Origin of the sequence: Phyllobacterium trifolii (assembly GCF_014192095.1) — a bacterium.
GTDB classification, from domain to species: domain Bacteria; phylum Pseudomonadota; class Alphaproteobacteria; order Rhizobiales; family Rhizobiaceae; genus Phyllobacterium; species Phyllobacterium trifolii.
Window position 1 is genome coordinate 288,133 of record NZ_JACHXN010000004.1, and the last position, 14,647, is coordinate 302,779.

The following is a 14,647-nucleotide window of genomic DNA, read 5'->3' on the forward strand; positions in this document are numbered from 1 at the left end:
CGTTTTCCTTCTGTGCTAAGCTGTTCTGTGGCGATAGGGGCGCAGCCGGCTGTTGACGATGCCGCGTGTCCCGACGAGAATCGATCCGAGATAGATGGCCCCGGCGGACAGGATGATGGCCGGCCCGGAAGGCACGGAATAGTGGTAGGAGATTAGCAGCCCGCCTACGCAGGATACGCAGCCAATGACGATGGCCAGCGCGCACATCGGCCCGACCCGCGACGTCCAGAAACGCGCTGCTGCAGCGGGGAGCATCATCAGCCCGACGGCAAGCAATGTACCAAGGGCCTGGAACCCGCCAACGAGGTTGATCACCACCAGCGCCAGAAAGATGAAGTGCACGGGCGTGCCAATGCGGCTGACAGAGCGCAGGAACAACGGGTCGAGACATTCCGCGACAAGCCCGCGCCAGAAGATCGCGAGGGTAACTACACTGATCGCCGAGATCATGCCGATCAGGCTCAACGCCTCATTGTTGAGCGCGAGAACGGTCCCGAACAGCACATGCATCAGATCGACATTCGATCCGCGCAGCGACACGATTAAAACGCCGAGCGCCAGCGATATCAGGTAGAAAGCGGCCATGGAGGCGTCTTCCTTCTGGATCGTGAAGCGCGATACCGCACCCGCGCCTAGTGCGACGATGACACCGGCGACCAGTCCGCCAATGGTCATGGGCACGATCTGCAGCCCATAAAGCAAAAAACCCACCGCCGCGCCCGGCAGGATGGCATGCGCCATCGCATCGCCGGTCAAGCTCATGCGCCGCAGCATCAGGAAAACGCCAACCGGACAGGAACCGAGCGACAGTGCCAGCGAGCCAACAAGCGCGCGTTGCATGAAGCTGTAGTCGACAAAGGGCGCGATGAGATACTCATACATGGTCTAAGCGGCGCCCCTCTTGAGAGATGTCTGGGCCGCGGTATGATGATCGTCGGCGTGATGATGACCAACATGCGGATGAGCGTGATCGTGCGCATGACCATGGGCAGCATCATTCTCGCACCAGGGCGCGCCCTCTTCCCAAGCCTCGTGAAATTGTCTGGCCTGCAACAAATTGTCGGCGCGGAGCGTCTCGCGTGACGCACCCCAGGCGATCGGCTTGCGCGCCAGAAGCAGCGTCTCCGGGAAATGCTCACGAACAAGATCGAGATCATGTACAACGACCATGATCGTACGGTTCTCGCCGTGCCAGCGCTTGATCAGATCGATCAGGTCGCTAACGGTCTTGGCATCGATCGCATTGAATGGCTCATCAAGCAGAATAAGATCCGCATCCTGCACCAGCACCCGCGCAAACAATGCGCGCTGCAACTGCCCACCAGACAGCGTGTCAACCGGACGTTTTTCGAAGCCCGCCAATCCAACACTCATCAGCGCCTTCGAGACATTCTCGCGGTCTTCCGCTGTAAATCTGCCGAGCAGGCCACGCTTCGGCCACAAGCCAAGCGAGACGAGATCGATCACGCGCGCCGGGAAAGACCGGTCGAGTTCGGATTGTTGCGGCAGGTAGGCGATCCGCACATCTTTTTCGACAACGCATGAGCCGGACATCGGCTTGAGAACGCCGACAATTCCCTTCATCAGCGTCGACTTGCCCGATCCGTTCGAGCCGACGACCGCTGTCAGGGAGCCGCGGCGAACGCCGCCGCTTAAGTGATGAACGGCTGGATGCCTGTGATAGCCAAGCGTCAGATCGTGAAAGGTCAGGCAAGATTCAGTCATCGGACAGCCACATCTTGAAGTTGAGCATTTCGATATGTGATGTTATTACATTTGTCAACAATGGCGAATTCGAGAAGATGGGAAAATTAATGTATCCACTGGCGGAAAAGACAAATCTTTCCTATGTGTTATGGATCAACGAGGAGCCAATCGGGCAATGACCGCTACGCAAGAGCTGACAAAAAACCAATCGCTGGTTTTCAACGCGTTGGCTCGCGCCGATGGGCCGCTTAGCGCCTATACGATCCTCGACCAGCTGCGAAATGATGGCTTCCGCGCCCCGCTGCAGGTCTATCGCGCGCTAGACAAGTTGCTCGACTACGGCATGATTCACCGGCTCGAGAGCATCAACGCATTCGTCGCCTGTGCGCATCCTCATACCCATAGCCACGGCCACGGGATGATCGCCTTTGCCATTTGCGAGAAATGCGGCCAGGTCTCGGAATTCTCGGATGATATAATCACCGGCCGCGTCCGCGAATGGACTAACAGCAATGGTTTCAAGCAGTCAAAGACGACGATTGAAATCCGTGGCGTCTGTGCCAATTGCGGCACGGCATAACGAGATTACTGTTTCTTGTAGGCCTTGAGGAACATATCGACGCCAGACGTTACGGTCTTGCGTATCTGCTCCTCCGATGGCGGATTATCCATGCATCCAAACAGCCGGCGTCTCAGCATACCTGTTACCATCAGGTCGGATAGCTGGTAGGTAGCAAGCTCGGTATCTTCAATATCGAGATCGCCCGCAGCAACATGTTTGTCAAGAAACGCCCTCAAAAGAGCCTGTCCCCGCTTTGGACCATTCTCATAAAAGCTCTGGCTCATCGAGGGCATGCGCTCGGCAACGCTGATGACCACCCGTTGCGCCCGAATGACAACATCGGACGTGACCTTGAGTGACAATGCCGTACCAAAAGCAATAAGCGCGTCACGCAAGTCATGGTGGTCTTCCAGCGCAGAATAAATGCCGCTGAACAGCTTGTCGCGATAGGCAAAGCAGAGCTCCATGAAAAGTTCTTCCTTGCTATCGAAATAGACATAAATCGTCCCCTTCGACACGCCTGCTTCACGCGTTATATCGTTCATGCTCGCGGCATCGAAGCCCATCTGCGAGAAAACGCGGTCGGCGCCTTCAAGGATTTGCTGGCGCTTGGCTGGATCTTGACCAGCTGCCAATCGTCCCTGCCGCTCGTCCACAGGTATCACCGCTTCCAAGGCAGAAGCCTTTATCGATGACACGTGGGACGCCTTCGTAGATGACATTTTAATCTCGTTTCCTCATTTTCGATTCTTTTTCGAACCAATCGGTTCGATGCACTTGATATGCTCTCTCATTTGCGCTATGTCAATCATCGAACCGATTGGTTCTATCACTTTCCAGAGTGAACATCCGTAGAAAGAGCCTCATATGTCTGCGTCGAACGCCAAGAATGAAGCTGAAATCCGTCAGTTTCCAGCCCCGGCTCCTGCTTCAAAAGCGGAAGCACCAGCAAAGCCCGATGCTCCTGTAACAGAAGCACCGCAGCCTGAAGTTGCCGCCCAAGCGCCCGTCAAACCCAAGCGTTCGGCCAAGCGCTTCATATTGCCCATATTGATTGTCGCGGCAATAGGCGCTGGCGGCTGGTATGGTTATGAATACTGGACCACAGGCCGCTTCATGGTTTCGACCGATGACGCATATATCCAGGGTGACATAACGGCGATTGCTCCGAAAGTCACCGGCTATATCGACAGAATCGATGTGGTTGCCAATCAGCGCGTGAAGGCTGGCGATCCGCTGGTAACGCTGGATAATGGCGACTATACGATCGCCGAAGAGCAGGCTGAGGCTCAAATCGCGACGGAAAAGCTCTCACTCGATCGCATCAATGCGCAGATCGTTGCCGCCAAAGCTTCGCTGCAGCAGGCGCAGGCCGGCAAGCTCAATGCGCAAGCCGTCTTGACCAATGCGCAGGCAGGGTCTGTGCGCGCCAAGCAACTCCATGCCACAAGCTTTGCCTCGCAGTCTCAACTCGATGATGCAACAGCGGCTCTTGATCAGGCAAAGGCAAATATCGCCTCCGCCGATGCACAGATTGCAGCCGCTGATGCCAATGTCGGCGTGCTCGAGGCCCAGTACAAGGAAGCCGAAGGTTCCATTCGGTCGCTTGAACTTGCCAAGGACAAAGCTGCCCGCGATCTTGGCTTTACCGTCATCCGCGCTCCTGTCGATGGGGTTATCGGCAATCTCGCAGCCAAGACAGGCGATCTCGTCAGCCCCGGCCAGCGTCTCGCCGCTCTTGTTCCGGTAAACGCGCTCTATATCGACGCGAACTACAAGGAAACGCAGCTGCGTGACATCGTTGTTGGCCAGAAAGTTCAGGTAACGGTCGATGCCCTGTCCGGTGATAAATTCGAAGGCACTGTCGCCTCCATCGCCCCGGCTTCAGGCGCTGTCTTCTCGCTGCTCCCACCGGAAAACGCTACGGGTAACTTCACCAAAGTCGTTCAGCGCGTGCCGGTTCGTATCGCCCTGCCCGCCGATGCCCTGTCAAGTGGCAAGCTTCAGGCCGGCCTGAGCGTGGTCGTCGATGTTGATACCCGCACGACACCCAAGCAGTAATCCGAACTCCTGACGGGTCGAAGATCATGTCGAAAGCCACAACGATCGGAGGTCCCGGGGCACCCGCTGTTCCGGACGAACATATCGATCCGAAGAAAGCCATCGCCTTTCTGGCGATGGTGTTCGGCATGTTCATGGCCATTCTCGATATCCAGATCGTCTCGGCGTCGCTTGCCGAGATCCAGGCAGGGTTGAGCGCAAGTTCCGACGAGATCTCGTGGGTTCAGACATCCTATCTGATCGCCGAAGTCATCATGATCCCCTTGTCTGGCTTCCTCGGCCGACTGGTTTCGACACGCATCCTCTTTTCCGTTTCGGCGGCTGGTTTCACTGCCGCCAGCGTGCTTTGTGCCACGGCAACGAACATCGATCAGATGATTGTCTACCGCGCCATTCAAGGCTTCATCGGCGGTGGCATGATCCCAAGCGTCTTTGCCGCCGCTTTCACGATCTTCCCGCCATCGAAACGCTCGATCGTCTCGCCGATGATCGGCCTCGTAGCAACGCTCGCCCCGACCATCGGACCGACGGTTGGTGGCTATCTGAGCAACGCCTTCTCTTGGCACTGGCTCTTTCTCGTCAATGTTATCCCCGGCATCATTGTGGCGATTGCCGCATGGAAGTTGATCGATTTCGACAAGGGCGACCGCTCGCTTCTCAACAAGTTCGACTGGTGGGGCCTTGCCGCCATGGCAGCCTTTCTTGGCTCGCTCGAATACGTTCTCGAAGAAGGCCCACGCAATGACTGGCTGCAGGACAACGCTGTTTATTATTGCGCCATCGTCATGGTGCTCGGTGGCATCACCTTCTTCTACCGCGCCTTTACGGCGGAACAGCCGATCGTCGATCTCTTTGCGTTCAAGAACCTCAACTTTGCCTTCGGTTCGGCTTTTTCGTTCGTGCTTGGCATTGGCCTTTATGGATTGACCTATGTCTATCCGGTCTATCTCGGCCAGGTCAGGGGCTACGATGCCCTGATGATCGGTGAAGCGCTCTTCGTCAGCGGTCTCTGCATGTTCCTGACAGCACCAGTGGCCGGCTTCCTCTCCAGCCGCATGGATCCGCGTATCATGATCATGATCGGCTTCCTTGGCTTTGGCGCAGGCACCTGGACCATGACCCATCTGACGGCGGACTGGGATTTCTACGAACTGCTGATTCCGCAAATCTTCCGCGGCGTGTCATTGATGCTGTGCATGGTGCCTATCAACAACCTTGCACTCGGAACTCTGCCCCCTGCCCGGCTGAAGAATGCCTCTGGCCTGTTCAATTTGATGCGCAACCTCGGCGGTGCCGTGGGCCTCGCGGTCATCAACCAGATTCTGACCGACCGCGGTGCCATGCATTATGCCCGTCTTTCTGAAAGCGTGCATTGGGGCAATCCGGAAGCGGAAGACATGATGGCGTCGATGAGCAAGAATTTCGCATCGCATGGGCTTGATGGCAGTGCGACGGCCCTTGCCAAGATTTCCGGCATGGTTCACTTGCAGGCATCGCTGCTCTCGTTCATGGATGTTTTCTACATCCTGACCATATTGTTTGCTTCGCTCGCGGTCTTCGCTGTGATGATGCGGAAGCCGGGCGCTCCAGCTGGAGGCGGTGGTGGCGGTCACTAAGGATGCGCCGCCGCTCGTCGTAGTCATTCTGCAAGATTCTGCCCGAAACGCTTAGCCCCCTAATCTCTATCGTATTCCTCGACGTTCGGCCTTCCAGACAGCAATGTCGCAGCTTGAAAAATGCGACAGCTGTTATCCGCCGAGCTGGCGCGGCCAACTCTATTTTTGTCGTTATTGGGCCAATGGCTGTCACCGTTGCACTCGCTGCAGATTTACCATTTGGTTGAATTGCTAAGCCGCCAAAAAAGTGGTTCACTTGGCCTTACTGCTCAGGAAAAGTCTGTTCATCAGCACGTCACGTGTCTGTCATCCAACTGACACGAGACACCTATATCGGGGTTGCTGAACGTCGAAACAGAGCCAATGACGTATCGCTCAATAGGGGTTTTCAAAATGGTTGGTTACTCAAAACGCTTGCTTGCGCTGTCGACAGCTGTGCTGTTCGCGAGCACGACAATTTCATTCGCGGACGCACCGGCCGAGCTGGTTGCTGCTGCAAAGAAAGAAGGCTCACTGACAACGATCGCGCTGCCACATGACTGGTGCGCTTACGGCGATGTCGTAGCTGGTTTCAAGGCCAAGTATGGCCTTGAGGTAAACGAACTCAATCCTGATGCCGGTTCTGGCGACGAGATCGAAGCAATCAAGGCAAACAAGGACAACAAGGGCCCACAAGCGCCTGACGTTATCGATGTTGGCTTTGCTTTCGGTCCATCGGCCAAGAAAGACGGCCTGACGATGCCTTACAAGGTATCGACCTGGGACTCGATCCCGGACAACGTCAAGGATGCCGACGGCCATTGGTATGGCGACTATTATGGTGTTCTGTCGTTCCAGGTAAACACGGATATCGTCAAGAACGTACCGAAGGATTGGGCTGACCTGCTCAAGCCGGAATATGCAAACACCGTTGCTCTCGCAGGTGATCCCCGCGCATCGAACCAGGCCATTCTTGCCGTTGCGGCTGCTGGTGCATCGACTGGTGCCAAGGCTGGCGCCGATGCTGGAACCGCCGGCTTGAAGTATTTCGCAGACATGAACAAGGCCGGTAATTTTGTTCCGGTCATTGGCAAGTCCGGTACGCTTGCCCAGGGTGCAACCCCGATCATAATCAATTGGGATTACAACGCACTTTCGGGCCGCGACACGCTGAAGGGCAATCCTCCGGTTGAGGTTATCGTACCTGCATCCGGCGTTGTCGCCGGTGTCTACGTTCAGGCGATCAGTGCTTTTGCACCGCATCCAAATGCGGCAAAGCTCTGGATGGAATATCTCTACTCGGATGAAGGTCAGCTGACCTGGCTCAAGGGTTACTGCCACCCGATCCGCTTCAACGATCTTGCCAAGAACAACAAGATCCCGAAGGAACTGCTCGACAAGCTGCCTCCTGCAGCTGCCTATGAAAAGGCGATCTTCCCGACCCTCGATGAACAGGCTGCCGCCAAGGAAGTCATCACCAAGGATTGGGACAAGGTTGTTGGCGCCAACGTGAAGTAAATCCTGACCGATCGGATCCCCGTGGCACTCGCCGCGGGGATTTGGTTCTGTCAAAGCGCATTGCGCGCAATAAAATTTACGACGTGACGTGACAAGCCGCTTCCGGATTGATTGCCTGGCAGTTTGCCGGCGGCAGCTATATCTTACCCAAGAATGCGGTAACGAAAACGATGAGTGCGATTTCAGAACCCGGCGCATTGCCTCCGGTCCCCGTCCCGGCAATCGAGCGCAGACGCATGTCGCTCGACTGGCTCGGCGTTATGCCGTTCATTATCTTCGCCGTGTTGTTTTTGATATGGCCGACGATCTATCTCATCGCAGGCGCGTTTCAAGACAATGAGGGTAACCTCACCCTCGCCAACATCGCCAATCTTTTCCAGCCGTCGATCATGGCGGCCTACTGGATATCGATCAAGATTTCGCTCGCCTCGGCTCTGCTCGGTGCATTGATCGGCTTTTGCATCGCGGCTGCAATCACGCTTGGTGGACTTCCGGCTTGGATCCGTTCGCCGTTGATGACGTTTTCCGGCGTGGCATCAAACTTTGCCGGCGTTCCTTTGGCCTTTGCCTTCCTCGCCACCCTTGGACGCACCGGCCTTGTCACCTCGTTCCTGTTCAATGTGTTCGGCTTCAACCTTTACGCCCACGGCTTCAATCTTCTGAGTTTTTGGGGCCTGACCATCACATATCTCTACTTCCAGATTCCCTTGATGATCCTGATCATCACGCCAGCGCTCGATGGGCTCAAGCGCGAATGGAAAGAGGCTGCACTCATTCTCGGCGCTACCGGCCCGCAATATTGGCGCATGGTCGCCTTCCCGATCCTGTGGCCGGCATTGCTCGGAACAATCCTTCTGCTTTTTGCAAATTCCTTCGGTGCCATCGCGACAGCCTACGCGCTGACAGGATCGTCTCTCAGCATCGTTCCCATTGTGCTCTTCGCGCAAATCCGCGGTGATGTGCTGCAAGATCCACACCTCGGCTATGCACTTGCCTTCGGCATGATCGTCATTACCGGCGTTTCCAACGCAATCTACATCTGGATGCGCGCCCGCAGCGAGAAGTGGCTAAAATGAAAACGAACCGAATCTGGTCCTGGCTCGCACTCGCTTTCGGCATCATCTATTTTGTCGTACCGCTGCTCGGCACGCTTGAATTCTCTTTGCGCATGCGGCGCGGCGCCTATTCGCTCGATGCCTATTGGGTGATCCTCAGTGATCCGCGTTTCCAGCAGACGTTCGGCTATTCGATCGTCATGGCGATCGTGACGATCATCATCGGTATCGTTCTTGTTGTACCGACTGCTTATTGGGTGCGCCTCCGCCTGCCGGCATGGCGTCCCGTTCTTGAATTCATCACCCTGCTTCCGCTGGTCATTCCGGCCATCGTTGTCGTGTTCGGCTATATCCGCCTTTACAATACCGCCTCCATCCTGCCGTTGACCGGTTCGGCCATGGGAACGAATATCCTGCTCGCTTTCGGTTATACGATGCTGGCACTGCCTTACATGTACCGGGCGGTGGACACCGGCCTGGGCTCGATCGATATCAGAACCTTGACGGAAGCTGCGGAAAGTCTTGGTGCGAGCCGCGTCACCATCATGGCAAACATCATCCTTCCTAATGTCCTCGTGGCAGTGCTCTCCGGCGCATTCCTGACATTCGCGATCGTCATCGGCGAATTTACCATGGCCGCTCTGCTCAACAGGCCCGCGTTCGGTCCGTTCCTGCAGCTTATCGGGGCCAACCGCGCCTATGAGCCTGCGGCTCTGGCCGTCATCGCCTTCGCCATTACCTGGATTTGCATGGGCCTGATCCAGGTCGTTACCCGCTTCAACAAATCACTCGCCGCGACCAAGCGCTGAACGGAAGTCATACAATGTCATTCTTAACCATCAGCCATTTGAAAAAGAGCTTCGGCGCCACGACCGTTGTTCATGATTTCAACCTGAACATCGAGAAGGGCGAGTTCATCTCGTTTCTCGGACCCAGCGGCTGCGGGAAGACAACTGTGCTGCGCATGGTAGCCGGCTTCGAAACGCCGACTTCCGGCGTGATCAGCATCGGCGGAAAGGACGTTGTCAATCTCAAGCCGAACCAGCGCAATATCGGCATGGTTTTCCAGGCATACGCGCTGTTTCCCAATATGACCGTCGCGCAGAATGTTGCCTTTGGCCTCAAGGTGGCAAAGCGGCCACAAGCCGAAATCGACGCGACGGTGCATGAAATGCTGTCGCTGATCAAACTGGACCACCTTGCCGAGCGCTATCCGTACCAGCTCTCGGGCGGTCAGCAACAGCGCGTGGCGCTTGCACGAGCACTGGCCACGAAGCCGCAAGTGCTGCTGCTCGATGAACCGCTCTCCGCCCTCGACGCGAAGATCCGTGTATCGTTGCGCGAAGAAATCCGGGCGATCCAGCGCAAACTTGGCATCACCACGATTTTCGTCACCCATGACCAGGAAGAGGCACTGTCGATATCCGACCGCATAGTTGTGATGTATGAGGGCAACGCCGAGCAGGTTGGCGCCCCCTTCGAGATTTACAATCAACCAGCTTCGCGTTTCGTGGCCTCGTTCGTTGGAACACTCAATACGCTCGACGCCGTTGTTCGCGATGCAGGGTCAGGCACGATTACGATTGATGGCAAGGACATTGCAATCGACCGGACACGCCTTAACGGCCACAAGACCGGCGACAAGATTTCGCTCGCGGTTCGCCCGGAGGCTGTCAGCCTTGGCGAAGCCACTGACAAGCGCGAAACGACACTCGACGGCAAGATCAACAGCGTGCATTTTCTCGGCTCGGTCATCCGCATCCGGGCCTCGTTAGGCGAGAACACCGTGTCGTTCGACACATTCAACAATCCGAGCGCCCCGCCACCGTCTCCGGGCGAGAACGTCAAGGTTAGCCTGGCAGCCAAGGACCTGCTGGTTCTGGGGCATTAGCCGCTGCGATCATGCATCTAACGAGAAGGGGCGCCGTTAAAGCGCCCTTTTTCGTTCGGTCAGGGCTACAGGAACTACCCTGCAATCGCTTCGTTCAGTAGCTTCAACGCTGCCTTCTTGGTCAGTTTCACCGGATTGCCGCCCGCAGTCGGGTCAACGATAGCCATGTCGGCAATCAGTTCCTTCTGCTTCTTCGTCATGTCAAGGTCGGTGATCAGCCCTGGCAGCGTGTGCGGCACCTTCAGCTCCTTGCGCAGCTTGAGCACAGCTTTGGCGAAACCGTCGAAACCGCCCTTGATACCGATATAGCTGGCAAGTCTCGCGATACGCTCCTCCACCGCATCGCGGTTGAAAGCCAGCACATAGGGCATGAACACTGCATTGGTCATGCCGTGATGCGTGTCATAGATCGCGCCGATCGGATGCGACAGGGAATGGATCGCGCCGAGACCTTTTTGAAACGCGGTCGCACCCATTGCGGCTGCGCTCATCATATGGGCTCGCGCCGTCAGATCCTTGCCATTGGCATAGGCTTTAGGCAGGTTCTCGAACACCAGCCGGACCCCTTCAACAGCAATGCCGTCCGCCATCGGATGATAGCCAGGCGCGCAATAGGCTTCCAGGCAATGCGCGAGAGCATCCATTCCCGTACCCGCCGTTATGAAAGCCGGCATGCCGACTGAAAGCTCCGGGTCGGCGATGACAATCGCCGGCAAGAGTTTCGGATGAAAGATTACCTTCTTCGTGTGGGTTTCCTCATTGGTGATGACCCCGGCGCGGCCGACTTCCGAGCCTGTGCCGGCTGTGGTCGGCACGGCGATGATCGGCGCGATGGCGGCACTATTGGCGCGGGTCCACCAGTCACCGACATCCTCGAAATCCCACACCGGGCGCGTCTGACCCGCTTGAAACGCGATCAGCTTGCCGAGATCTAGAGCAGAACCACCACCGAAAGCGATGACGCCATCGTGCTTGCCCTCTTTGAAGATCGCAATACCAGCCGTCAGATTGGACTCGACGGGATTGGGCTTTACTTCAGAGAACACGCCGTACGGCACTTTGGCATCGTCGAGGATTTTCAACGTACTCGCCACCACCGGCAGCTTGGCGAGGCCGGGATCGGTGACGAACAGCGGGTTCTTGATCCCCGTCGCTTCCAGAACTTCCGGCAATTCCTTGATGCGGCCCGCCCCGAAGCGGACAGTGGTCGGATAGTTCCATTTTGAAATAAGCTGGCTCATGTCATGTCTCTTTTAAAGCTCTAGAAAGGTTGAAACTACTACTGTGCGTGGTTCGACAAGCTCACCATGAGGGAGGTAGAGTGTTGTAACGGCAATCGCCAACGTTGCAGATCTTGACATCTTGCGATCCACCACTTCCCTCATGGTGAGCTTGTCGAACCACGCACAACAGTCATGCTGATCGTTAAATCTCTTCACGCAGATGAAAGGATTTCGGCCTAGTCAAATTGCCATAGCCGATAGCCGACATCGCCGCGCCCTTGCCGGTCTCTTTGACGCCGGTCCAGACCAGCGCCGGGTCGATGTAGTCGCAACGGTTCATGAATACCGTGCCCGTCTCGATCCGGTCGCCGATATCCGCTGCGTGATCCGTGTCGGTCGTCCACAACGAGGCCGTCAGCCCGTACTGGCTGTCGTTCATCAGGGCCACCGCCTCCTCGTCATTGCGCACCTTCATGATGCCGACGATCGGACCAAAGCTTTCCTCGCGCATCACGCTCATCTGGTGATCGACACCCGTAAGCACCTCCGGCGCAAGGTAGGGTGAACCGGCCTTGTCATTGGCAACGCTCATGTTCACATGCGCTTTTGCCCCCTTGCGCAGGGCTTCCGCCTTCTGCTCGCGCACGAGATCGGCAAAGCGGGTCTGCGCCATCGGTCCCATCGTCGTTGCCGCATCGAGCGGGTTGCCGACGACATATTGCTTGGTGAGATCGATGAACCCATCGACAAACCGGTCATAAACATTCTCGTGGACATAGATGCGTTCGATGCCGCAACAGCACTGGCCGGAATTGAAGAAGGCCCCATCGACGAGATTGGCAACCGCATGGTCGAGGTTGACGTTTGGCAGTACATAGGCCGGGTCCTTGCCGCCCAGCTCAAGTCCAAGCGTCATGAATGTACCGGCCGCCGCCTTTTCGATAGCGCGTCCGCCGCCGACAGAACCCGTGAAATTCACGTGATCGATCTTCCCCGAAGCCAGCAGTTTTTCGGTTTGGGCGTGACTGAGAACGATGTTCTGGAAGACACCTTTCGGCAGGCCCGCCTTGACAAAGGCCTGGGCGAAACGCTCGCCGACGAGCAACGTCTGCGCCGCATGCTTGAGGATCACGCTGTTGCCCGCCATCAGTGCCGGAATGATCGTGTTGACCGCCGTGAGATAGGGGTAGTTCCACGGCGCGATGACCATGACGACGCCGAGCGGCACGTGCTTGATATAGCGGCGAAAGCCCGGCCTGTCGTTTTCTACGACTGGAGCCAGCGCCGTTTCAGCAATCTTGACCATGTAGCGCGTGCGTTCTTCCACGCCACCCTTTTCGCCGCTATAGCGTACCGGACGGCCCATCTGCCAGGCGATCTCCGGCACAATCTCGTCATTCATGGCGAGCAATGCGTCAAGCGCCGCCAGGCACAAGCGGCCCCGTTCTGCAATGCTCGTCTGGGCCCAGTCCGCCTGCGCTTGCTTTGCGGATTCAACAGCCGCGTCTATAGCCTTATCGGTAGCGACAGGACGTTCGGCATAGACGGAACCGTCGATCGGGGTAATCAATTTGACCGTCTCGGTCATGGCAAAACCTCTGTGTCTTGATCTTAAGGGTCTTCAATACCGTTCGAAGCCGCGATGCAACTCCCAGTCGGTCACCCGGCGATCATATTCGAATTGTTCCCACTTGGCCGTGTGCACATAGTGCTCAACCACGTCTTCACCGAGCGCTTCTTTCAGCATTTTAGAGCGACCGAGCGTATCTGTTGCCTCGCGCAGCGTCTTCGGGATTTCCCTTAAGCGCGCCCCGCCATAGGCATCGCCCTGGAATGGCTTACCCAATTCCAGCTTTTCGTCAATTCCGGCAAGACCTGAAGCGATCAGGCCGGCAAACGCGAGATAGGGGTTGAGATCGGCGCCGCCGATGCGGCATTCAATGCGGATGCCTTTGGTGCCTTCGCCGCAGAGACGGAAACCGGCGGTGCGATTATCAAGACTCCACACATTCTTGGTCGGGGCGAAAGTGCCCGCCTGAAAGCGCTTGTAGGAGTTGATGTACGGTGCGAGGAAATAGGTGAAGTCGTCGGCATATTTCAGCTGGCCCGCCACCCACTGCCGCATCAGGGGCGACATCGTGTGTTCCGCCTTCTTGTCATAGAACAGCGGCGTCTTGCCATCGGCGCTCCACAGGGAGTTGTGGACATGGCTGGAGCTTCCTGCCAGTGAATAATCGTACTTCGCCATGAAGGTGATCGCCTTGCCCATCTGAGTGGCGATCTCCTTGCAGCCGTTCTTCATGACGACATGGCGGTCCGCCATTTCCAGCGCCTCCGCATAGCGCACATTGATCTCTTCCTGACCGGGTCCCCATTCGCCCTTGGAATTCTCGACGGGAATACCGGCATCGAACAGCCCGTTGCGGATAGCCCGCATTACTGCGTCTTCCTTGGTGGTCATCTGGATCACATAATCCTGGATATAGGGCGACGCCGTATTCATGCCCTTCCAGTGCTTGCCACGGGCGGTCTCATAGGTCTCGTCAAAGAGATAGAATTCGAGCTCGGAGGCAAAGTAGGCGAGATAGCCGCGCTCCTTCAGCCGGGCGAGCTGGCGCTTCAGGATGCTGCGTGGCGAATGCGCCAGGTCCTCATGGTGATGGTGGTCGAGAATATCGCACAGCACCAGCGCGCATTTCTCCAGCCATGGAATATGGCGGATCGTGGAAAGATCCGGCTTGATGACGAAATCGCCATAGCCCTGTTTCCAGCTCGCCGCCTTGTAGCCCGGCACCGGCTCCATATCGATATCGTTGGCGAGCAGGTAGTTGCAGCCATGAGTCTCGTCGTGGGCCGACTCGACGAAATAGGAGGCGTGAAATCGCTTGCCGATCAGCCGGCCCTGCATGTCGACGAAACAGGCCAGAACGGTATCAATCTCGCCATTGTTCACACGGCGCTTTAGGTCGTCGAAACTCCAGTGTCCGGGCATATTTTTTCCTTTGAAATATCACTGCGGGTCAAAATAAAAGGGG

Annotated in this window: 13 protein-coding genes; 7 read left to right on the forward strand and 6 right to left on the reverse strand. The window is 56.7% G+C overall.

The features are described 5' to 3' along the window. Positions 1–15: 15 nt before the first annotated feature. Positions 16–882: a zinc ABC transporter permease AztB gene (gene aztB / locus FHS21_RS08475; RefSeq protein ID WP_112531636.1), complete on the reverse strand. Its 867-nt coding sequence runs from the start codon at positions 880–882 to the stop codon at positions 16–18. Between the two features lie 3 nt (positions 883–885). After that, positions 886–1,725 (reverse strand): zinc ABC transporter ATP-binding protein AztA, encoded by an 840-nt coding sequence (gene aztA / locus FHS21_RS08480; protein WP_112531637.1) that lies wholly within the window; start codon positions 1,723–1,725, stop codon positions 886–888. Between the two features lie 157 nt (positions 1,726–1,882). Here aztA and FHS21_RS08485 point away from each other — a divergent pair, with 157 nt between their 5' ends. Continuing rightward, positions 1,883–2,287, forward strand: a complete 405-nt coding sequence (locus FHS21_RS08485; protein ID WP_112531638.1) for a Fur family transcriptional regulator — start codon at positions 1,883–1,885, stop codon at positions 2,285–2,287. Positions 2,288–2,292: 5 nt separating this feature from the next. Here the strand turns inward: FHS21_RS08485 and FHS21_RS08490 are convergent, their stop codons facing one another. Continuing rightward, complete coding sequence (locus tag FHS21_RS08490; RefSeq protein WP_112531639.1) at positions 2,293–2,991, reverse strand: TetR/AcrR family transcriptional regulator; 699 nt, start codon at positions 2,989–2,991, stop codon at positions 2,293–2,295. A 145-nt stretch (positions 2,992–3,136) separates the two neighbouring features. Here FHS21_RS08490 and FHS21_RS08495 point away from each other — a divergent pair, with 145 nt between their 5' ends. The 6 genes from FHS21_RS08495 to FHS21_RS08520 all read left to right on the forward strand — a co-directional run bounded on the left by FHS21_RS08495 (position 3,137) and on the right by FHS21_RS08520 (position 10,389). Next, complete coding sequence (locus tag FHS21_RS08495; RefSeq protein ID WP_112531640.1) at positions 3,137–4,330, forward strand: HlyD family secretion protein; 1,194 nt, start codon at positions 3,137–3,139, stop codon at positions 4,328–4,330. A 26-nt stretch (positions 4,331–4,356) separates the two neighbouring features. Further along, complete coding sequence (locus tag FHS21_RS08500) at positions 4,357–5,946, forward strand: DHA2 family efflux MFS transporter permease subunit (RefSeq protein WP_112531641.1); 1,590 nt, start codon at positions 4,357–4,359, stop codon at positions 5,944–5,946. Between the two features lie 393 nt (positions 5,947–6,339). Continuing rightward, positions 6,340–7,443: an ABC transporter substrate-binding protein gene (locus FHS21_RS08505; RefSeq protein WP_112531706.1), complete on the forward strand. Its 1,104-nt coding sequence runs from the start codon at positions 6,340–6,342 to the stop codon at positions 7,441–7,443. A gap of 170 nt (positions 7,444–7,613) precedes the next feature. After that, a complete protein-coding gene (locus tag FHS21_RS08510; RefSeq protein ID WP_112531707.1) occupies positions 7,614–8,519 on the forward strand; it encodes an ABC transporter permease in 906 nt (301 codons plus the stop codon). Next, positions 8,516–9,307, forward strand: a complete 792-nt coding sequence (locus FHS21_RS08515) for an ABC transporter permease (protein ID WP_112531642.1) — start codon at positions 8,516–8,518, stop codon at positions 9,305–9,307. Before FHS21_RS08510 ends, FHS21_RS08515 begins: the two co-directional genes overlap by 4 nt. Before the next feature lie 14 nt (positions 9,308–9,321). Then, on the forward strand, positions 9,322–10,389 hold the full coding sequence (locus tag FHS21_RS08520; RefSeq protein WP_112531643.1) for an ABC transporter ATP-binding protein: 1,068 nt from the start codon (positions 9,322–9,324) through the stop codon (positions 10,387–10,389). A 74-nt stretch (positions 10,390–10,463) separates the two neighbouring features. Here the strand turns inward: FHS21_RS08520 and FHS21_RS08525 are convergent, their stop codons facing one another. From FHS21_RS08525 to FHS21_RS08535, 3 genes are all read right to left on the reverse strand, one after another. Continuing rightward, positions 10,464–11,630, reverse strand: coding sequence for an iron-containing alcohol dehydrogenase (locus FHS21_RS08525; RefSeq protein ID WP_112531644.1), 1,167 nt, complete (start codon positions 11,628–11,630; stop codon positions 10,464–10,466). A gap of 184 nt (positions 11,631–11,814) precedes the next feature. After that, entirely contained in the window at positions 11,815–13,200 is a 1,386-nt protein-coding gene (locus FHS21_RS08530) for an aldehyde dehydrogenase family protein (protein WP_112531645.1), read from the reverse strand. Positions 13,201–13,233: 33 nt separating this feature from the next. Next, on the reverse strand, positions 13,234–14,604 hold the full coding sequence (locus FHS21_RS08535) for a glutamine synthetase family protein (protein ID WP_112531646.1): 1,371 nt from the start codon (positions 14,602–14,604) through the stop codon (positions 13,234–13,236). Positions 14,605–14,647: the final 43 nt, after the last annotated feature.